General features: G+C 52.5%; 18 protein-coding genes and 1 pseudogene. 8 read left to right on the plus strand and 11 right to left on the minus strand.

The window, feature by feature from the left end; translation table 11 throughout:
* The first annotated feature begins 13 nt into the window (after window positions 1-13).
* From CKW19_RS19825 to CKW19_RS19840, 4 genes are read left to right on the plus strand one after another with little or no spacing between them, the layout of a single operon-like run.
* Window positions 14-1,318 carry an MFS transporter gene (locus CKW19_RS19825; protein WP_095059487.1) on the plus strand — a complete coding sequence of 435 codons (1,305 nt, stop codon included), beginning with the start codon at window positions 14-16 and terminating at the stop codon, window positions 1,316-1,318.
* Window positions 1,319-1,329: 11 nt separating this feature from the next.
* A complete protein-coding gene (hpaH, locus tag CKW19_RS19830; RefSeq protein ID WP_095059488.1) occupies window positions 1,330-2,133 on the plus strand; it encodes a 2-oxo-hept-4-ene-1,7-dioate hydratase in 804 nt (267 codons plus the stop codon).
* Between the two features lie 14 nt (window positions 2,134-2,147).
* On the plus strand, window positions 2,148-2,948 hold the full coding sequence (gene hpaI, locus CKW19_RS19835; protein WP_095059489.1) for a 4-hydroxy-2-oxoheptanedioate aldolase: 801 nt from the start codon (window positions 2,148-2,150) through the stop codon (window positions 2,946-2,948).
* Window positions 2,949-2,958: 10 nt separating this feature from the next.
* A complete protein-coding gene (locus CKW19_RS19840) occupies window positions 2,959-3,402 on the plus strand; it encodes a heme-binding protein (RefSeq protein ID WP_095059490.1) in 444 nt (147 codons plus the stop codon).
* 132 nt (window positions 3,403-3,534) lie between these two features.
* Here the strand turns inward: CKW19_RS19840 and CKW19_RS29585 are convergent, their stop codons facing one another.
* From CKW19_RS29585 to CKW19_RS28560, 9 genes and pseudogenes are all read right to left on the minus strand, one after another.
* Window positions 3,535-4,398 carry a methyl-accepting chemotaxis protein gene (locus tag CKW19_RS29585; protein ID WP_371856353.1) on the minus strand — a complete coding sequence of 288 codons (864 nt, stop codon included), beginning with the start codon at window positions 4,396-4,398 and terminating at the stop codon, window positions 3,535-3,537.
* Window positions 4,393-5,466, minus strand: a pseudogene (locus CKW19_RS29590) (methyl-accepting chemotaxis protein); the annotation flags it as partial. The gene CKW19_RS29585 and the pseudogene CKW19_RS29590, both read right to left, overlap by 6 nt.
* 329 nt (window positions 5,467-5,795) lie before the next feature.
* Window positions 5,796-6,059, minus strand: a complete 264-nt coding sequence (locus CKW19_RS28760) for a hypothetical protein (protein WP_095059492.1) — start codon at window positions 6,057-6,059, stop codon at window positions 5,796-5,798.
* A gap of 223 nt (window positions 6,060-6,282) precedes the next feature.
* Entirely contained in the window at window positions 6,283-7,146 is an 864-nt protein-coding gene (locus tag CKW19_RS19855) for a cache domain-containing protein (protein ID WP_095059493.1), read from the minus strand.
* A gap of 436 nt (window positions 7,147-7,582) precedes the next feature.
* Window positions 7,583-7,822 carry a hypothetical protein gene (locus CKW19_RS19860; protein WP_095059494.1) on the minus strand — a complete coding sequence of 80 codons (240 nt, stop codon included), beginning with the start codon at window positions 7,820-7,822 and terminating at the stop codon, window positions 7,583-7,585.
* A 29-nt stretch (window positions 7,823-7,851) separates the two neighbouring features.
* Entirely contained in the window at window positions 7,852-8,742 is an 891-nt protein-coding gene (locus tag CKW19_RS19865; protein WP_095059495.1) for a transporter, read from the minus strand.
* Window positions 8,743-8,815: 73 nt separating this feature from the next.
* Window positions 8,816-9,166, minus strand: a complete 351-nt coding sequence (locus tag CKW19_RS29595; protein ID WP_095059496.1) for a Rieske 2Fe-2S domain-containing protein — start codon at window positions 9,164-9,166, stop codon at window positions 8,816-8,818.
* Window positions 9,166-10,095 carry a VOC family protein gene (locus CKW19_RS19875; protein ID WP_095059497.1) on the minus strand — a complete coding sequence of 310 codons (930 nt, stop codon included), beginning with the start codon at window positions 10,093-10,095 and terminating at the stop codon, window positions 9,166-9,168. Before CKW19_RS19875 ends, CKW19_RS29595 begins: the two co-directional genes overlap by 1 nt.
* 84 nt (window positions 10,096-10,179) lie before the next feature.
* On the minus strand, window positions 10,180-10,530 hold the full coding sequence (locus CKW19_RS28560) for a hypothetical protein (protein ID WP_143500375.1): 351 nt from the start codon (window positions 10,528-10,530) through the stop codon (window positions 10,180-10,182).
* Between the two features lie 292 nt (window positions 10,531-10,822).
* Between CKW19_RS28560 and CKW19_RS19880 the strand changes: the two genes are divergently transcribed.
* Window positions 10,823-11,434, plus strand: coding sequence for a TetR/AcrR family transcriptional regulator (locus tag CKW19_RS19880; RefSeq protein ID WP_095059498.1), 612 nt, complete (start codon window positions 10,823-10,825; stop codon window positions 11,432-11,434).
* 137 nt (window positions 11,435-11,571) lie between these two features.
* Here the strand turns inward: CKW19_RS19880 and CKW19_RS19885 are convergent, their stop codons facing one another.
* Window positions 11,572-12,684 (minus strand): FAD-dependent monooxygenase, encoded by a 1,113-nt coding sequence (locus CKW19_RS19885; RefSeq protein WP_095059499.1) that lies wholly within the window; start codon window positions 12,682-12,684, stop codon window positions 11,572-11,574.
* A 264-nt stretch (window positions 12,685-12,948) separates the two neighbouring features.
* Window positions 12,949-13,947 carry a fumarylacetoacetate hydrolase family protein gene (locus CKW19_RS19890; RefSeq protein WP_095059500.1) on the minus strand — a complete coding sequence of 333 codons (999 nt, stop codon included), beginning with the start codon at window positions 13,945-13,947 and terminating at the stop codon, window positions 12,949-12,951.
* Between the two features lie 325 nt (window positions 13,948-14,272).
* Between CKW19_RS19890 and CKW19_RS19895 the strand changes: the two genes are divergently transcribed.
* The 3 genes from CKW19_RS19895 to CKW19_RS19905 are packed head-to-tail and all read left to right on the plus strand — an operon-like array spanning window position 14,273 to window position 17,822.
* On the plus strand, window positions 14,273-15,280 hold the full coding sequence (locus CKW19_RS19895; RefSeq protein WP_095059501.1) for an ornithine cyclodeaminase family protein: 1,008 nt from the start codon (window positions 14,273-14,275) through the stop codon (window positions 15,278-15,280).
* Window positions 15,281-15,325: 45 nt separating this feature from the next.
* The gene (locus CKW19_RS19900) at window positions 15,326-16,336 is read left to right on the plus strand and encodes a dihydrodipicolinate synthase family protein (RefSeq protein ID WP_095059502.1); all 1,011 of its coding nucleotides are present in this window, start codon (window positions 15,326-15,328) and stop codon (window positions 16,334-16,336) included.
* A gap of 10 nt (window positions 16,337-16,346) precedes the next feature.
* A complete protein-coding gene (locus tag CKW19_RS19905; RefSeq protein ID WP_095059503.1) occupies window positions 16,347-17,822 on the plus strand; it encodes an NAD-dependent succinate-semialdehyde dehydrogenase in 1,476 nt (491 codons plus the stop codon).
* Window positions 17,823-18,206: the final 384 nt, after the last annotated feature.

Genomic DNA, 18,206 nt, shown 5'->3' on the forward strand with positions numbered 1-18,206 from the left:
AAAAAGAAAAATCATGAGATCACTTCCAGCTTCGCACCACAGCGTCTCGAACCATGCTGAGCAAGCGCACACGCTTATTACCTGGCGTTTGATGCCACTTTTGTTCACCTGCTATTTGTTCGCGCATCTGGACCGCATAAACATCGGCTTCGCCAAAATGCAGATGAGCAGCGACCTGCAGTTCAGCGATACGGTGTATGGATTCGGCGCCGGCTTGTTTTTCGTCTCGTACGCGCTGTTCGGCCTGCCCAGTAATTTGGCCTTGGATCGAGTCGGCCCGCGCCGCTGGATCGCCGCGCTCATGATGGTCTGGGGCGTGCTTTCAACGTCCATGCTGTTTATCGAAAACGCCTTCGAATTCTACGCATTGAGATTTTTGCTAGGGATGGCAGAGGCCGGCTTTTTCCCAGGCATTTTAGTTCTGCTCAATCGCTGGTACCCCGCTGCGCGTCGCGCTCAGGTAACAGCTTTGTTTGCGATAGCGGTACCCATGGCCGGGGTGATTGGTGGGCCGCTTTCAGGTGCGATTCTTGAAAACTTTCATGACGTAGCAGGAATACGCGGCTGGCAGTGGATGTTCCTGATTGAAGGAGCACCTGTGATATTGCTCGGCATCATTGTACTCAAATTCCTGCCCGACGCGCTCGAAAACGTCACGTGGCTGAGTGCTGAGCAAAAGTGTTCCTTGCTCGAGCAATTTGAGCGTGAAGAAGAGAAAAAATCGATCACCTCGTACGGCGGAATTTTCAAAGCGCCTCGCACCTGGCTACTGGTGCTGATTTATTTCGCCGTCATGCTAGCGGTTAATACGCTCGCGTTCTGGATGCCGACGCTCATCCATGGGAGCGGGGTCGCCAGTGACAGCGACGTGGGGCTGCTGAGCGCTATTCCCTATGTTGCGGGATGTCTATTTATGATCGCCTGCGGCCATTCATCTGATCGCAATCGCGAAAGGCGATGGCACTTGTGCGTGCCGCTTTTACTGTCAGCTATCGGTATTGCTCTGGCCGGAATGCTTGCTGCCAACCCTCTTGGGGTTATGTGCGGGCTGGTTTTGGCGGGCATGGGTGCCAGCGCAGCCCTGCCCATGTTTTGGCAACTACCGGCCGCGTACTTATCCAAATCCACCCAATCAGCGGGCATCGCGCTCATCAGCTCATTAGGAAGCATCGCGTCCTTCCTGACCCCGTATCTGATTGGCTGGACGCGCGACACCACCCATAGCGCTAGCCTCGCCCTATACGTGCTTGCAGCGCTAATAGTTTGCGGCGCTTTCCTTGTATTGCGCACCGACGCTGCAATCGTAAATCCCAACTAAGGACCCCCGCCATGCTCGACTCAAGCTTAATTCTGCAAGCTGCCGCACAACTCGACAGGGCTGAACGCAGCAGAGAACAAGTACGCCAATTTTCACTTGAGCACCCTGAGATAACCATCGAAGACGCTTACGCTATTCAACGAGCTTGGGTCGCTCAAAAAATCAAAGACGGGCGTAAGTTGGTAGGTCACAAAATTGGCCTGACCTCTCGTGCCATGCAGGTCTCCTCGAATATCACCGAGCCCGATTACGGCGCCCTCCTCGATGACATGCTTTTTGAGGAAGGCACGGATATTCCATTTGAGCGCTTTATCGTTCCCCGCGTAGAGGTCGAGCTGGCGTTTATCTTGGGCAAGCCACTGAAAGGCCCTAACGTCACGCTGCTGGATGTATTGGACGCAACAGATTGGGTAATTCCCGCACTGGAAATTATCGATGCGCGCATCCAGCAAGTTGACCCTCACACCAAGGGAACTCGAAAAGTCTTTGACACCATTTCCGACAACGCGGCTAACGCTGGCGTAGTGATGGGCGGACGTGCAGTGCGCCCGAACGATATTGATCTGCGCAAAGTGCCAGCCGTGCTTTATCGAAACGGGGTCATCGAAGAGTCAGGCGTATCTGCCGCGGTGCTAAATCACCCTGCAAAAGGCGTGGCATGGCTTGCCAACAAATTGGCCCCTTATGACGTCACCCTGGAACCTGGGCAAATCATCCTGGGTGGCTCCTTCACACGTCCTGTAGCTGCGAACCCGGGCGATACGTTTCATGTCGATTACGACATGCTGGGTTCCGTTGCTTGCCGTTTCGTCTAGTTCTGAGGTGCTCCATGGAAATGCCAGTCAACCGCTTCAAGCAACGGCTAAAAAAAGGCGAAACGCAAATTGGTCTCTGGCTCGGCATGGCCGATGCCTATGCAGCAGAACTCGCAGCGACTGCGGGCTTCGATTGGCTGCTGATAGACGGCGAGCACGCACCTAACGACATCAGGGGTTTGCTGAGGCAACTCCAGGCAGTGGCGCCCTACCCTAGCCAACCAATTATCCGCCCGGCCATCGGCGATGCCGTGCTAATCAAACAAATTCTCGATATCGGTGCGCAAACACTGCTGGTACCAATGGTTGAAAGTGCAGAACAGGCTAAAGAGCTGGTGCGCGCGATTCACTACCCACCAGTCGGAATTCGGGGCGTAGGCAGTGCCTTGGCACGGGCATCGCGATGGAACAGCATCCCTGGCTATCTCGATAATGCCGATGAGCAGATGTGCCTCCTGGTGCAAATCGAAAACCCCGAAGGCGTGGCCAATTTGGATGCCATTGCCGCGGTCGAGGGTGTAGATGGCATATTCATCGGGCCGGCAGATCTCAGCGCCTCCATGGGCCACCGAGGCAACCCAGGGCACCCCGACGTACAAGCCGTCATCGAGCAAGGAATTACGCGCATTATCAAAGCAGGCAAAGCTGCCGGCATACTCAGCGCCGACGAAAAGCTCGCCCGCCGCTACATCGAACTGGGCGCTTCATTCGTAGCCGTTGGCGTAGATACAACCGTTCTTATGCGTGGACTGCAGACACTTGCCGGATCATTCAAAGACAACCTGGCGACCACCAAGTCTGACGGTGTGTACTAGAGATATCGACATGAACAACCTGGTTCGCGAAACGCACAGTCTGACGTTAGCGCTGGCGATGGAGCTGCTTCACGTCGCTCTAAAAGAAGCTGAAAGCGAGCGTGTACAGATCAGCATTGTGCTGGTCGGCCCAGCGGGCGAAGTGATTCATTTGGCGCACATGGACGGCGCACCATTTCTAAGCCGCGAGGTTGCGCTCAATAAAGCGCTGACCGCAGCTAGCTTCAAGGCCTCTACCAGCAGTTGGAAGACCCGCTTGGCGGCGTGCTCCGACGCTGTTCGCCAGGGCCTGCCACTGCAGCCAAACATCGCGCTTTTTGGCGGTGGCGAACCCCTCTTTTATAAAGGGCAACTGATAGGCGCAGTGGGAATTTCTGGTGCGTCGGAACGGATAGACGAATGTTGCGCAAAGGCAGTAGTGGCGCGTTTAACCGACCTTACGGGACAGGCCTGAAGACAGCGTCCAGCGCCTGGATTGGCATCGATATAAAAGCAGAAGTAGATCCGGAGCTGTTTCTAAAACAACAGCAGGTAGTTGCATTGAAGAGTGGCGTGCTCTAACTAACGCGACTACTACCTCCTGAAGCTATGTCCGGAAATAACCCACGGCGGAATTAAGTTCCGCATCAACATTCTGCAGCTCCACAGTTAACCTTTGGAGCTGATCGCTTTCACGCGCACTGTCCTCTGCAACGCCCCTGACGGTATGTAGGCTCTGACTGGCCTCCTCGGCGACAACAAGCTGTTTTTCAGCAGCCTGGGCAATCTTATGGTTCATCATCTCAATACTCGATACCGCACGTGTGATGCGCGTAAGCGCCTCAGAAGCCTTGGAGGCCAAGACCACGGCCTCTCCGGTCAAAACATGGCTACCCTGGAGGCGATCGGTGGCTGTTTGCGCGACACCACGAAGCCGGCTGATAAGTTGTTCAATCTCGGCGGTGGAGCTCTGCGTACGACGTGCCAAACCTCTGACTTCGTCAGCAACCACGGCGAAACCGCGACCATGCTCACCGGCCCGGGCAGCCTCAATCGCAGCATTCAAGGCTAATAGGTTCGTCTGCTCCGCCACGGCTTTGATTACATCCAGAACGCCCCCGATCGAGGTACTTTCGGCAAGCAATAGCTGCATTGCATCAGCACAGCCCGTCATTTCAATCGCGAGCTGATCAATTTTCGAACCTGCTTGGCGGGCAAGCGCATCACCATCGCGTGCTTGATTGTCCGCCAGCGTAACGGCGGCGCTGGCATCACCCACGTTTAGCACAACGTCTTTAGCCGTTAGCGTCATCTGGCTCATCGCGTTGGAGGCGATTTCCGTCTCGCGCCGAAGACGGTCAACACCATGGCTGCTGCGCTGAATCATCTCAGTGAGACTAACCGCGGTTCGGTTAAGCATCGCGACACCGCTTCCAATTCGCCCCACCAAACCTTGCAAGCTAACAAGCATGCTGTTCACGGTCCCCAGCAGGCGGCCAAACTCGTCTTGCCGTATTACTGGCTGAGTACCGCCGGTCAAATCGCCAGAGGCCACCCGATGTGTCTGCGCAATAGCCTGGTGTAAGGGTTGCAAAATCAACTGGCGAATCAGCATTCCGGCAGCTATGCCCAGCACCAATGCAAGGATGCTGATTGCACTGAGTTGGGTCACCACACGGCGACTGTCTTGCTGTATTCCAAGCGTCTGAAGCTGATCGGCTTTTTCAAGCAGATCATTCACTTTGGAGGTTTGGTCATTCATCGCAATTTTGCTGGTAGCCCGCTGCTTCAAACTGGATGAGAACTGATCGAACGCCTTGCGGTAATCACTGAGCGCACTTTTAGCAGCTTTAAGCGAAGCTTCTTCATTATTGGGTAATTTGATCGTCTTCATCGCAGCGACCAAATCACTCATGCTCATCTCCCAGTCGCTGCGGTAACGCTCTTCACCGTCAAGGGAGTAGTAGAGTTCGCTGTCACGTAGTTTCGACAGTTTTTCGCGAAGCGAAGCAGTTTGCTCGAGTAAGAACAGTTGCGCGGGGTCCGCTTGCACACCTTGAGCAGCTGTTTCGTTCAAAGCGTCTAGTTGATCCAAAAAAACCATGCTAAAACTTTCGCCAGCTGCTTGGGCTAGGGTCTGCATACGAAGTCTGGACTCCCTTGTAACGCCTAAAGACTCCTTGTAACGGACAAACTGCTCAAGATAGTCAGCCACCGCACGCTGCATTGACAGTTCCGCTGCGGTCTTGGCCGGCAATTCGTTGAAGTGCTCTGTAAGCTTGCCGACTGTGCTACGAACCTGCTCTTCAAGCACAGGTTCGAGCGAAAGCGCGTATTCACTTTCAGCGATTCGTGCTTCCAGCACAAGCGTCTGTATCCAGTCCGCCGTTCTTAACTGTTCCCCACGAGCACCAAGCACAGCTAAGGCATGGAAAGCGGTAATCGCGACGCCGAGGGTAAGAAGTAACACCACCCCGAATCCGAGGGAAAGCTTTGCACCGACAGAAAGATTACCTAATACTCGGTTAGCTAATGACATGCGATCTCCGGCGAAGGTCTGGTCTACAGGAACAATGTGCCCCGACGATAATTTTATTGTTATTGACTTAAATTTCTGATGACGGACAAGTCAGATCGAACTCTTTTAATATAATAGGCATCGCCACTTGGGATAGCATTGCGTTCTTGGCTCAAAGCCCGAGGTCTGACAAATCAGTAATTCCTGGCGACTTTCTCCAACGCCGACGACTGCTCAGGACCTAAACGACCAAGTCGTTCAAAGTTATTTAATATTCGACGATCGAGATTATGGATAGTGTCAGAGTCGCTGTCGACCGCATATACATTCAACGCACCTAACATTCAACCTTAATAGACCAATAAAAACTTACTCTGGTCGAGTTCCAGCTCATCAATCAGTAAATGCTTAGCGTCGAGTGGCGCGACATCTTTATACCTTTTTTCTGCGATAAAATCCAACCGCGCCCAGCCTGCTAGAATAGCGTTTAGACAAGTAGAAAATAAAACATGATCGTCTCTACTGTGACGCTGCAGCACTACTAAGTTCGCCTGGATTTTATCCAAGGCCTGGCGAATCTGCGGGTCATTTTCCGCTGCTAAATGCCCTTGCAAAGAAGACAGTTTTTGCTTATATCGTTCTGCATATTCAGGGTCAACTTCACCGTTATTGGCATTGAGTGAAAGAATAAAGTAACTGCAAAGGTCAGCGCATCAGGACGCACAGTATGCCAATATTCAATCTTTTCTTCCGAGCCCGCCAGACTAGAATATAACATCAAAGAAAGAATGAGATTTGAAACTAAGCGCATCACTAACCCCACATATGCGGATAAGGCTAATCTAACGGGGGCGAACTAACACTGTAATAACCTACGGCAACTAGATAAATGCCGACCTTGCGTATCAACGCGTGTTTATCTTCGATTTTTGACGTGACAGGATTTTTCCACTTATAGTCATACTCAACAAAATCGGATTTTTTTAGTAACGCCATAATTGGTTTTCCAACGGGCTTACCTTGAGAATCGTAAATGGACGAAAAGTTAACCCCAATCAGTCGAAGGTTATAACCATGAGCCTCGTAACGCTGGGTTCGCAGATCCACCACGAAAACATATAGATCGTCTTCGCGAAACTCTGGAGAGAGAGAGTTGATGGCTTGTATGGCGGCCGCAGGGTTTTCTTTTAAGGCATGTGCCGATTTCGCTAACAGCGCGCTGGCTTGCTCCGCGGTCGCACGGGGAAGATATACGCCTACTGCGAAAATCCGGTCTTTATAGCGTTGGTAGTAAACCTTTTTTCGCTCTACTTTTCCATCACGCGCGTTTAGCCATCGGTACTCGACACTTTTGACCACGCCGTCTTCAGGCGCTGATAAAACCTCACGGAATGCACTCTTTAACTCGGGCTGCAAGACCGAGGAGACATCCCGCCCGATCAAAACAGCAGAACTCCCGCCACTGGCAAGCATCGTGCCTTTGGTATCAACAACAAACACATAATGGTCCCCGTCGATAAACTCTCCTTGGCGGCTAAATGCAGCCAAGGCGGCGTCACCCTGATCGCGGTAGTAACTTACTGCATTGGCAAGGAGTTGCTTGGCGCGAGCACTTTGGACCGCGTCTTCAGCATAGACTCGACTGATGCTTATCTGGACCAGAATCAGAGCGAACAATGCAGACAACCTGAGACTGCTCATTTTTTATACTCCATCGATAATTGCCACATTCGCATACGTCACGTCATCATCGACCTCACTAACACCTGTCGTACAACTAAACAGATGGAAAAATAAATCGACTTCATGACTAGCAATATGCTGCAGAAGCTTCGCGTCGGACAGTCTTGCATCAAGTGTTGAGACGCGCTGATTGCGAGAAAGCCATCTGCCCCCCTCACCAATCACTGTTAACTGGGTGATTGGTCGACCAAGGAGCGCCCCCAATGCGCGAAGCCGCTGGGCCAAGGTACGACCTAGACTACTTTCAGCCCCAGCAAACATTACATGCATCCTACCTCCCAGTTTTCTAGCGCTTGGCCCAGAATAATAAAAATCCCACTCACCCTGCCGACACCATCAGTTTACGAGTGGAAAAAACGGGGAAACAGATACTAACTTTATAAGCCAGTTAATATTACCTGGATGTAGATACTTCCAATGACCGCACTTTAACAAACTTGCTTAGCGCGACGTAGACACCTACAAATCCGCTCATTAAACCGCTGAAAAACCCACAAAAAGTACTTCCCATTGCATTTTCCAATACATTCGCCGGCAAAGGCACAACAAAAAACGCCACGGCGAATGCAATGCATGCAGACACCAGCCCACCAGTCACACCCGCTATTAACGCCTCTTTCAATACAGCATTCATATTCACTCCTTTCTATACAGAATTAGCTATCAGAACCGAACTACAGTGTTGATCATCAAAACATTACTTTCACCAACATTTCGGGCGAAGACATCCTTCTGGTAAGCTGCAACGACGCCCCAGCCCGTTTGGGCGTAACCGATTTGCGGACCAACTTTGATATTTTTCGTGCGATTACCAACATCCTTACCGAATTGCTCGTCATCATTTAGTTGTGTAGTAATATAACCACCCACTCCAGCCAGCCAAGCGTCAGAAATTCGATAGTTCACTCCATAGTCAGCCACCAACTGAATACCGGATTGATAATTCGTCGCATCATTTTCAAAACTGTAATTCAAACTGATTTTTGAGCTCACTTCGACCTGAGGCAATGCGAACCATGAGAAGGCATAAGCGGCGTACAACGCTCTAGCATTATTGCCTGGATTTATAAGCGCGCCTTTGCGGTACTTACCCCACGGTTCAACCAGGTCGAACTCAACATTCTGGAAATATCGCGGCGATACCCAACTAACGAGTACACCAAACAGAGGATCGCCCATGCCCGCTGCATCATCGTAGCCATAGGCACCCAAAGCAGGAATGTCTATATCTCCCTTTACGTAGGGCAGCGCAGCCTGAACTGAGACATTTCCCCCCAGCAGCTCAGTTTCTTCGAGTGTATGCACGACTCTAAGCGCGTGTGCGTGAATGGTACCTTTTGCCTTGGGAAACTGTTTATCTCCCTGGCCGTCGCGCAGCGACTCCAACTGGATACGTTTGTTATACGTGTAAATACCAGTTTCTCCGGGAGCTCCCACTGCTCCGCTCATTACCGTCAGAATGCCAAGTGGATAGCTCGAGGCGCCGCCTTCAAGAGCATATGAATTTGAAACAGCCAGACAAAAGGTAAAAAGGAGAACTGCACTTTTTTTCATTAATATACTTCTTAATTATTTTTGTAATAAGCAAATAAAGAGCAATCAAAGCGCCAAGCCATTTCAAGCATATTTATAGCAGGACGAATATTTCTCCATTTTCATCAACCACGACCTCAAGAGAGCTTAGATGCTCCCCCTCACAGGGGCCCGAAATACACCGCCCAGTAGGCACGTCAAACAGGGCTCCGTGCCCATGACAGGTTATGTACAATTTCTCCTTGCACAGGTAGGTGTCTTTTTTAATAGGCAGTGTTGAGCCAGGCCAGTGCGGGCAAGAATTTTCGTACGCAAAAATTTGATCATTTCGATTAACCACAAAAAAGTCATCGCTGCCAAACTCTTTCAGCCGAACACCTTTTGCCGCACCGTTGGCGAAGCTACTGGTATTGCATACCCATACCTTTCGCTTTTCCGGAGACATTAATTCTGCGGGCCACCTGGCGCCCACTTATCACGCCATTGGAATAGGAAAATCTGCGAGTTGTCTGTGATAGCTGGAGCAACACGTGGCACCCAATCATCATCGTGCTGATCCATATCAGCGTCATACTCAATATGGCAACCCATCGGCGTATTGAAATACCAGAACCAATTTGAGCCAAACTGATGACGGCCTGGGCCCCAATAACTTTCATAGCCCTTTCCGGCAAGCGCGTAGCCCGCGCTCATTACTTCGGAAGGCCCGCCCATATGGAAAGTAAAATGCTCACAGCCCTGAATTTGTGGCGGCGTTTTGATAAAGAACAGTGTGTGGTGGTCAAAGGTGCCAGCCGGTCGTAAGAATGGACCCATACCTTCGAATCGGTCCGAGACTCTAAACCCTAACCGCTCGGTATAAAACCGTTCTGCTTTTTCAATATCGGGAACGAAATAAACGACGTGCGAAAGCGTTCGCGGTTTTGGCGTAGGCGCTTCAGGACTAACATCGACACCGGTGACGTTAGCGGGCCGATGGATGCTACCGGGCGCATTTACTCGCTCGGCGCTGAGATTAATGGGCTTGCGGACGGTGATCTGGAAGCCCAGCACAAAACCAACGTCATCAACAACTTCGAGAGACCCATCGACTAATTGTTTAATCTCGCGCTCGCCTTCGAACTCGCGCTTAATCTGGTCTAAAACGGATTGATCAGCTACGCCGTAAATAGTTTTGCGAAGCATGTTGCCCGTTTGCAAGATTTTGTCAGGCAATGAAGAGTCGTCCTGATGGCGAATTACAACACCAGTGCCATCCAGCGCTTCATACCGGTTATCTGCAACGGGATTCAACCCATAAGCGGTTAGGAACTGACCGCACAGTTCGACATCATCGACACCAAACACTAGCGTATCGGGACCAATAATATTCATCTCAATCTCCTTGTAATTGTTTTTACTTCGATTAAATATTAAACATAATAGCCAGAATAAGGCCTGCCGGCGCTACGTGCCTTATTAGCGAGCGAGGCCCGAGATATAGTGCTCCGAGTACTCTCCACCCCAGAAACGAGTGAAGTAAACATCAGGCCATTCGATCACCTGGGCTTTTACATCGGTAACGAAAGAACGGTTGCGATCGGAACTTGATCCCGCGGGCTCGGGAAGCAAAGCAGCAGATAGCCAACGCCCAGCAATCTCGAAGAGCGCAGAAGCGTCAAATGCGCTAAAAGGGTATTCTTCTCCATGCGAACAGCGGCGACGGAGAGGGTCGGATACAGAAATATTCGGCTTATGAAGGGGCATCCAGTTGAGGCACCGGAACAGCCTGAAGCCCAATTGGCAAAGTGAAAACAGGTCTAACCTCATGCCACCCTTCCTTTCTTGTTTGAATGCGCATCTAGGCGCTTGATCAGGGAGATGGGCTAAACCTATACGATACGGTACGTACTGTAAAGACTTTTTTAGCTGGAATTTTTTTCGAATCTTACGAGCCAAAGACCCTGATTCCATGGGGATCTCTTCGGAACTTTAAGGTCAACTCGATACCAGAACACGGTGTGGAACTCTGGCTAATCTGACTATATACTGGCCACATCGTATCGATTAAATGATTTTGATCGACCCCCTCAATCAGCAGCGAGCTGGAAGGACTTCTGTAATGCAAGTTAAGCGAGCGGCTTCGGCCACCAAATCGGCGGTAGGTCGCCCCCGAAGCGAAGCTACGCGTCGCCAGATACTGGACTCCACCATCAAGCTGCTTCAGGAGAAGTCCATTCAGGCAATTTCGATCGAAGCTATCGCTCGTGAAGCTGGGGTGAGCAAAGCCACGATCTACAGATGGTGGGACTCCAAAGCATTGGTTGTAATAGATGCGTTTATCGAAAACCACCTGGTCAAAACCACCCTGCCCCGCGAACTAGGGCTTAAAGGCGCCATCGCGCACCACTTCAGATCCCTAGTAGAGCAATATTCCGGATGGTCCGGGCGTTTGGTTGCCCAGATAATCGCAGAGGGGCAATCCGACCCGTCCATACTCAGAGCTTTTCGTGAAAGGTTTCATTACGGAAGGCGCGCGGTTATCAGAGAAACGCTTGAAGAGTGGCGCAAGAGTGGCGAGATTTCAGCAGATACCAATGTCGAAATTTTGATGGATATCATCTATGGAGCAGTCTATATGCGGCTTTTGATAGGTCACGCTCCACTCGACGCAGAGTTTGCCGAATCGCACATCAACTATGTGTACCATCTGCTCGGCGTCAGCGAGACGTAACTTTTTCTACGTCTCGCTTACGGCATATTTACGCCGCAGCATCAGCGATCAGTCTTACGACTGATCGCCATTTATCTTATTTTTACAAAAGCCACCTTAGCTGCGAAAGCAACTAAGGTTCACGTCTTCCTAGCGTATTAAATAGGCTCACCCAAGTACTGGTAAGTCTGCAAAAGCAGACCTGCTGACTTTTCCCGATTCGCGAAAGGATTGTCTTGCTCATACCGGCAGAGCTGTAGCGAAGCATCACAGATTGTCTTAACTCGGCCGAAGCGGCGATTGCTGTAATCCACCAGTGCTTGTTCAGCGGAGCTAGCAGCTGCTATGCACTCTGCCAGAACTACACCATCCTCAATTGCCATTCCACCCCCAGAAGTCATATGCGGCGTCGGAGCATGGGCAGCATCCCCCAGGAGCACCACGCGACCACGGTTCCAAGGTGCTGGTACCAAGGTGATGTCGAGAGGGCGAAAAATGATCTTCTTCGCATCAGTCACCAAATCAAGCGACTCTCTCACAGCGGGTGCCGTGTACTCGGACAATCGCTCACGGAGCATTACCGCGGCTTCGCCGTCGGGGATTCGCAGCGGATCGACGCTGTTTTCCAAAAAGAAGATGTAGCAAGAGTCTTGAGAGGTCGGAAACGACCCAACGGTGCGACCCGACGGACTGCGATACAAGCAAAACGCATCCACTTGGGAAGGTCGTGGGGCATTAAAGCGCCAGACACTTTGGCCCGCGAATTTCGGTCCCACTTCTGGGCCAAAGGTGTCGTCTCGTAGCTTGGAGTAAACACCGTCAGCGGCAACGACTATGTCGTAGACACCTTCAGTACCATTCGAAAATTGGACTTCGACGCAATCACCACGGTCGACGAGGCTTTTCACCGTTACGCCTTTGTCCAGAACAGCTCCAGCACCTTCTGCGGCACCTTCCAGAATGCGAGCCAATTCCGGGCGACGAATACCACAGCTCGGAGGCGCAGGGTCGGTTCGAAACAACTCACCTGCGGCATCGAATTGTCGAAATGCGTTAAAACTGAAGCCACTATCAAGGCAGGGCTCGGCCAGACCCAGGGAATCCAAAGCTCGCATAGCGTTGTGAAGCATACAAATACCGGAGCCAGCTGTCGGCGTATCAGGCTTGATATCGATGCTGTGGACATCAACCCCCGCCCTGCGCAGCGCATACGCAGCAGTCGCACCGCCGATACCACTCCCGACTATCAGTACGCGTTTTACTTTACTCATTTTTGTCTCCTCTCCGCTTCTGTGGCGGGTGGTTAAAGCTGGGTAGCCAAATGAGTTCGACTGAGTCATTTGGCGAATTTTGACCTGGTGCAGCATATGCCACTTTTATCGCTCTCAAAGAGAGCTCAAAGCGCCGTGAATTACCGTGCACACGCCAAAGCCACTCCAGCAAAAATGCTTAGGGACGAAAGTGATAAGTTGCGCAGATAAACTTGATGTTTGTCAGCCGCTCACTCCGTCCGCTAAGCACTCTTATGCGCTGAGTTACATGAACGGCTGACGCTTCTCCGGCCACCAGCCATCCGCTTTCTTCTCGCCAATGCGGTTGCGCAACACGCCGACACCGGCAACCTCTAGCTCAACCAAATCGCCTGGATTTAGGCTGCGGCCGATCTCCAACGCAGAACCATTGCCCATGGTACCTGAACCAATCACGTCACCTGGCTGGATGTGATCATCAATGGATACGTAGGCGATCAGCTCTTCTGGGGTCCAGAGCATTTCAGATGTATCGCCCTCACCCCATGTTTCGCCGTTCACTCGGACCGACATGGCGATGTTGTTCAAGCTTTTGAACTCATCGATGGTGGTGATCCACGGGCCAATGCCATAAGCGAAGTCTTTACTCTTGGTCGGACCCATGCCGATAGCGAACTCGTTTGCCTGCAGATCACGGGCGCTGAAGTCGTTGAAAATGGTCACGCCGAACAGGTGGGAAAGTGCATCATCAGGGCTCACGTTGTTGGCGAGCTTACCGATTACCCAGCCGATCTCCAGCTCATAGTCAATCCGCTGACCTTTGGCAGGCCACGGCACGACTGCATCGTTACCGATCACAGTCCAGGGCGAGCCTTTGAAATAGCCTGGGATATCAAGCAATGCCGGCTGCGGAGTGACGTTCATTCGTTCGTGAAACTGGCGAATGTGCTTGGTAAAGGTGAGGCCGTCTCGCACCACTGATGGATCACAAGCAGCGCCCCACTTAATTACGTCGATTGCGAGCGAGGCATCATCGCCACGCTTCTCGGCGGCCTGGGCAGCAGAATCAAGAAATTGCTGACCCAGTGCGATAGCTGCCGACATGCTTTCAGGAAACAGAGCCGACGCTAAACGCAGCGATGCTTCGCGCGTCGCACCTTGCGTTTGCAAGCGAAGAGCCTCAGCAGCGCGCAGATCAATTACCCGACCCTGTTCAGGCAGAACGAGACAGATGCGATGCACTGGACCGTCCAGGCCCTCTACGACAAATCTACCCAGCTTCATACAGTTCTCCAGATCTTTTTGTGATGACGACCTTAACAAACTATACGTACCGTTTTGAAAACGCAACCGTGTTTCAGTTAGTCGAATTGAGGCTAATTACTCGGTTGACAAGGAGCTGCCCTCGCCTCAATACTTTGAATACGCTACGTGTCGTTTGTCGTGAGGCCGAGACGTGCTGAGCTGATTTCTCCGGTGACATTCACCCGACCACTTGAGCCGTATCACCTGCAGAGTTGATGGAATTTCCCCACATAATGTGATGCTGCCCGTAGACCGTACGAGCCTGAACACCCCCTCCAATTTCAATAATTCACGGAGTTCAAGAATGACTGCCCCCTTACAAGCGCCTGTGTTCGTTTCCAGCGATGTAGCAAGGTCTGTCTTCCGCTGGAAAGACGCCATTGCCGCCCTGCAAGCTGCTTACGGTCAACAGATCCCAGCCAAAGCGACGCCACCAAGAACCGTCGCAGTGCTGCAGAAAACCTGGCTCCGTACGCTTCCGGCGATTCCTGTAGGTGGGCGTTATTACGGAGCCAAACTCATGGGCTCCAACATGGGCGGCGACGCGCCTGCGGGCATCGAATACGTCATCGTGCTTTTTGATAGAACGACAAACCGTATCGCCGCATTCGTTGATGGAAACCTGGTCACGGGTTACCGCACCGCTGCAACATCAGCCTCGGCCCTGGACCTTCTGGCTCCGAAAGGCCCAGCGAAACTAGCAGTTCTGGGGAGTGGCCTGGAGGCGTCTATGCATACCCGTGCATTCGCCAGCGTCCGGGAACTGACGCAAGTGACTGTGTTCAGTCCGACCCCAGCAAAACGCCAGGCTTTTGCCGAAGCGGTTACCAGCGACCTCGGTATCCCTGCAATTGGAGCAGCTTCGGCTAAAGAAGCCGTCGAAGGCGCGGACATCGTGCTGACGGCTGCCCGCTCTCACGGCGAAGAACCCATTCTGTTTGCCGATTGGCTCAAGCCAGGCGCGACCGTTGTCTCCATCGGGTCCACCATTCCGGAACAACGCGAGATCGATGTGTCGGTTGTGGAGCGCAGCGACCTGATCATCTGCGACACCCTGGAAGAAGTTCTCGAAGAGACCGGCGATATGCTGGCGGCGAAGGCGGCGGGAATCGAGTTCCACGATAAAGCCTTCAGCCTTGCCGACTTGATGAGCGGCGCATGTGATGAGCAACTTAAAAAATCCAAAACGCCCATGTTCAAGTCGGTCGGCGGCGGCCTTCAAGACATCGTTGTGGCGGAGCTGCTCCTGACAAAGGCGATCGAAGCAGGTCTTGCGACGCCGTTGCCAATTGAATTCGAAACCAAACGCTGAACGTACCAATCCGCCTAAACACTGACTTATAGATAGGAACCGACCATGGCTAATTACAACAAAAAGGAATCCCGCGAGTGGGCACGTGAACACCTTAAAGGTGTCGGTAACGTCACGATTCCAACGATGACCTCAGACTTCAAACGCATCAATGAAAAGGCCGTTCGCCACGACGTAGAGCTTGCTATCAAGCACGGTTTTGTCGGCTCTCTTTCCTGCTCCGAAGTAGCGATTACTCGCGACCAATACGATGAGTTCTGCCGCATCATGGCCGATCAGGCTGCGGGCCGTCTTATGGTTATTCACCAGGCGGTATTCAATACCCTCGAAGAGAACATCGAGGCCGTAAAGCGCGCAGAAGCCGCAGGTGCAGACCTGGTTCTGCTGGGTTACCCGCCCTACTTCTACCCCAAGTCTTACGACGAAGTCTTCGATTACACGAAGGCTGTTTGCGACGCCACAAACCTCGGCGTAATCGTCTTCCCATTGCCGGCCTGGAACTTCGGCCGCCTGCATCCAGCCGACATTCCGGTCTCGGTATTGCGCCGGATGGTAGACGAAATTCCTAACGTGGTGGCTATCAAAGCCGAGGGCGGCCTGCCCTACATCATGTCCGCGATCGAAGTTCACCGTGAGTTCCACAAAGAAGTGGTGATTTCTTCTCCGCTGGAATACGAGTACGCACCACTCGCTCAAGTCATAGATATTCCGTTCTGTGGAACTAACTACTCCTCTTACTACGGCTCGACCATTCCAAAGATCCACGCGCTGATTCAAGCCGGAAATTACGACGAGGCCACGCAGCTCTGGTACAAAATTGATCCGGCTCGCAAGGCCTTCGGAAGCCTGCCTATCGCCGCCAACGGTCTCCTGAACCGCATGATGTGGAAATACGAAGGCTGGCTCCAGGGCTACAACGGCGGTCCACTGCCGCACCCGACCCAGCGAGTTTTCCAGCGCGACATGGCCGTGCTTCGCAAGGGCCTGGAAGCTGCTGGCCTGAACCCAACATCTGATCTCGACGAAGCTTTCTTCGTTGGTCGTAACCCTGCTTGAGACCGAATCAATGAACGCAGTCGTAAAGTTACAGTTGAGAGATCCGGACCTGTTGCGCCAGGCAATGCTGATCGGTGGCGAGTGGGTACAAGCCGATAGCGGCGAGACCATTGAAGTTAGAAACCCGGCGACTGGTGAGCTGATTGCACGTGTGCCTAACGGTGGCGCAGCGGAAACTCGGCGGGCTATTGAAGCGGCTGAAAAGGCTATGCGCACATGGCGCAACACACTGCCCAAGGAACGCTCGAAGGTTCTGCGCACACTGTTCGATCTGATGCATGAGAATCTGGAAGACCTCGCGGTCATCATGACAGCCGAACAAGGCAAACCGCTGGTGGAATCACGAGGCGAAATCGTCTACGCCGCGGGCTTTATCGAGTGGTACGCGGAAGAAGCGAAACGCGTGTATGGCGACATCGTCCCGCACAACGTTCATGGTCGTCGTCTCTTGGTGCAAAAAGCTCCGATCGGTGTTTTTGCGGCAATCACCCCCTGGAACTTTCCTTCCGCGATGATCACGCGAAAGGCTGGTCCAGGCTGGGCTGTAGGCTGCGCCGGAGTAATCAAACCTGCTAGCCAAACGCCGTTGTCAGCCCTTGCTCTCGCAGTATTGGCTGAACGCGCTGGCCTGCCCGCCGGCGTCTGCAACGTGGTGACTGGATCTGCCCGGGCCATCGGCGGCGAGCTTACTTCCAGCCATGTGGTTCGTAAGCTGTCGTTTACTGGCTCGACCGAGGTAGGCGCTCAACTGTTGGCGCAATGTGCTCCGACCATCAAGAAAACCAGCATGGAACTGGGCGGCAATGCCCCCTTCATCATCTTCGACGATGCTGATGTGGATGCTGCCGTACAAGGCGCCGTGGCTGCGAAATATCGGAACACAGGCCAGGCCTGCGTAGCCGCCAACCGCATCCTGGTCCAATCGGGTATTTACGACACGTTTGCGAAAAAGCTGGCTGAGGCGACTAGCGCGCTCAAGGTTGGCAATGGCATGGACGACGGTGTTGTGCAGGGCCCGCTGATCAACAGCCAGGCAGTTGATAAAGTTGAGGAGCACATTGCCGACGCGCTTTCCAAGGGCGCGCAGGTTGCTGCTGGCGGCAAACGTCATGCGCTCGGCGGAAGCTATTTTCAGCCGACCGTTTTGACCAACGTTCCTCGCGATGCGTTGATTTTTAACGACGAAACCTTTGGCCCAGTGGCACCGCTCTTCCGCTTTGAAACTGAGGCTGAAGCGATCGAAATGGCGAACGACACGCCCTTCGGGTTGGCTGCCTACGTGTTTGCCCGAGACGTGGGTCGAATCTTCCGCGTCGTCGACAGCCTGGAATTCGGCATGGTCGGTGTTAACGAAGGGATCATTTCCACCGAAGTGGCACCTTTCGGCGGGGTAAAAACATCTGGGCTAGGGCGAGAAGGCTCGAAGTACGGCGTGGATGACTACCTGGAAATCAAGTACGTCGCCCTAGGCGGGCTTGGTAACTAACTAAGCTGGCACTGCGTGTCGTAAATGCTTGAGGAGCGCTTCCACAAGAAGCGCTCTCTCCAAGAGGGTCTTGACCGTCCTTCGAGAAGCACCATTCGTGGCGTTTTAACCACACTTTGAAAAAGCCGTGCTGCCTATCGGTGGCACTTATGCATTGTCACTCGATAACAAAGGGCCAAGACCTCTCTGATATCAGTCAAACAATGCAGCAGGTCAAATGGTCCCCACCCCCGGTGGGTTAGTTTTCAATCAGCGCCAACAACATAACGCTCACCAGATTTCATCACGAACCGTTGAGCACGCAGCATGGGCCACCTCCAAAATTTACATTCTGGTCTAGGTAGCTAAGTTCCTCTTTATCGACCTGTCAACGCGTTCGCAAAT

The organism is Pseudomonas sp. Irchel s3f7 (assembly GCF_900187615.1).
Lineage (GTDB): Bacteria > Pseudomonadota > Gammaproteobacteria > Pseudomonadales > Pseudomonadaceae > Aquipseudomonas.

Bases quoted from the DNA above. Each gene is read 5' to 3' on its own strand.
- hpaI (WP_095059489.1), top strand. From the start codon at position 2,148: ATGGAAATGCCAGTCAACCGCTTCAAGCAACGGCTAAAAAAAGGCGAA.
- hpaH (WP_095059488.1), top strand. From the start codon at position 1,330: ATGCTCGACTCAAGCTTAATTCTGCAAGCTGCCGCACAACTCGACAGG.
- CKW19_RS19865 (WP_095059495.1), bottom strand. From the start codon at position 8,742: ATGAAAAAAAGTGCAGTTCTCCTTTTTACCTTTTGTCTGGCTGTTTCA.
- CKW19_RS19880 (WP_095059498.1), top strand. From the start codon at position 10,823: ATGCAAGTTAAGCGAGCGGCTTCGGCCACCAAATCGGCGGTAGGTCGC.
- CKW19_RS19840 (WP_095059490.1), top strand. From the start codon at position 2,959: ATGAACAACCTGGTTCGCGAAACGCACAGTCTGACGTTAGCGCTGGCG.
- CKW19_RS19875 (WP_095059497.1), bottom strand. From the start codon at position 10,095: ATGAATATTATTGGTCCCGATACGCTAGTGTTTGGTGTCGATGATGTC.
- CKW19_RS19900 (WP_095059502.1), top strand. From the start codon at position 15,326: ATGGCTAATTACAACAAAAAGGAATCCCGCGAGTGGGCACGTGAACAC.
- CKW19_RS29585 (WP_371856353.1), bottom strand. From the start codon at position 4,398: ATGCTTGTTAGCTTGCAAGGTTTGGTGGGGCGAATTGGAAGCGGTGTC.
- CKW19_RS19860 (WP_095059494.1), bottom strand. From the start codon at position 7,822: ATGAATGCTGTATTGAAAGAGGCGTTAATAGCGGGTGTGACTGGTGGG.
- CKW19_RS28560 (WP_143500375.1), bottom strand. From the start codon at position 10,530: ATGAGGTTAGACCTGTTTTCACTTTGCCAATTGGGCTTCAGGCTGTTC.
- CKW19_RS19895 (WP_095059501.1), top strand. From the start codon at position 14,273: ATGACTGCCCCCTTACAAGCGCCTGTGTTCGTTTCCAGCGATGTAGCA.
- CKW19_RS19825 (WP_095059487.1), top strand. From the start codon at position 14: ATGAGATCACTTCCAGCTTCGCACCACAGCGTCTCGAACCATGCTGAG.
- CKW19_RS19855 (WP_095059493.1), bottom strand. From the start codon at position 7,146: ATGAGCAGTCTCAGGTTGTCTGCATTGTTCGCTCTGATTCTGGTCCAG.
- CKW19_RS19905 (WP_095059503.1), top strand. From the start codon at position 16,347: ATGAACGCAGTCGTAAAGTTACAGTTGAGAGATCCGGACCTGTTGCGC.
- CKW19_RS19885 (WP_095059499.1), bottom strand. From the start codon at position 12,684: ATGAGTAAAGTAAAACGCGTACTGATAGTCGGGAGTGGTATCGGCGGT.
- CKW19_RS19890 (WP_095059500.1), bottom strand. From the start codon at position 13,947: ATGAAGCTGGGTAGATTTGTCGTAGAGGGCCTGGACGGTCCAGTGCAT.
- CKW19_RS29595 (WP_095059496.1), bottom strand. From the start codon at position 9,166: ATGTCTCCGGAAAAGCGAAAGGTATGGGTATGCAATACCAGTAGCTTC.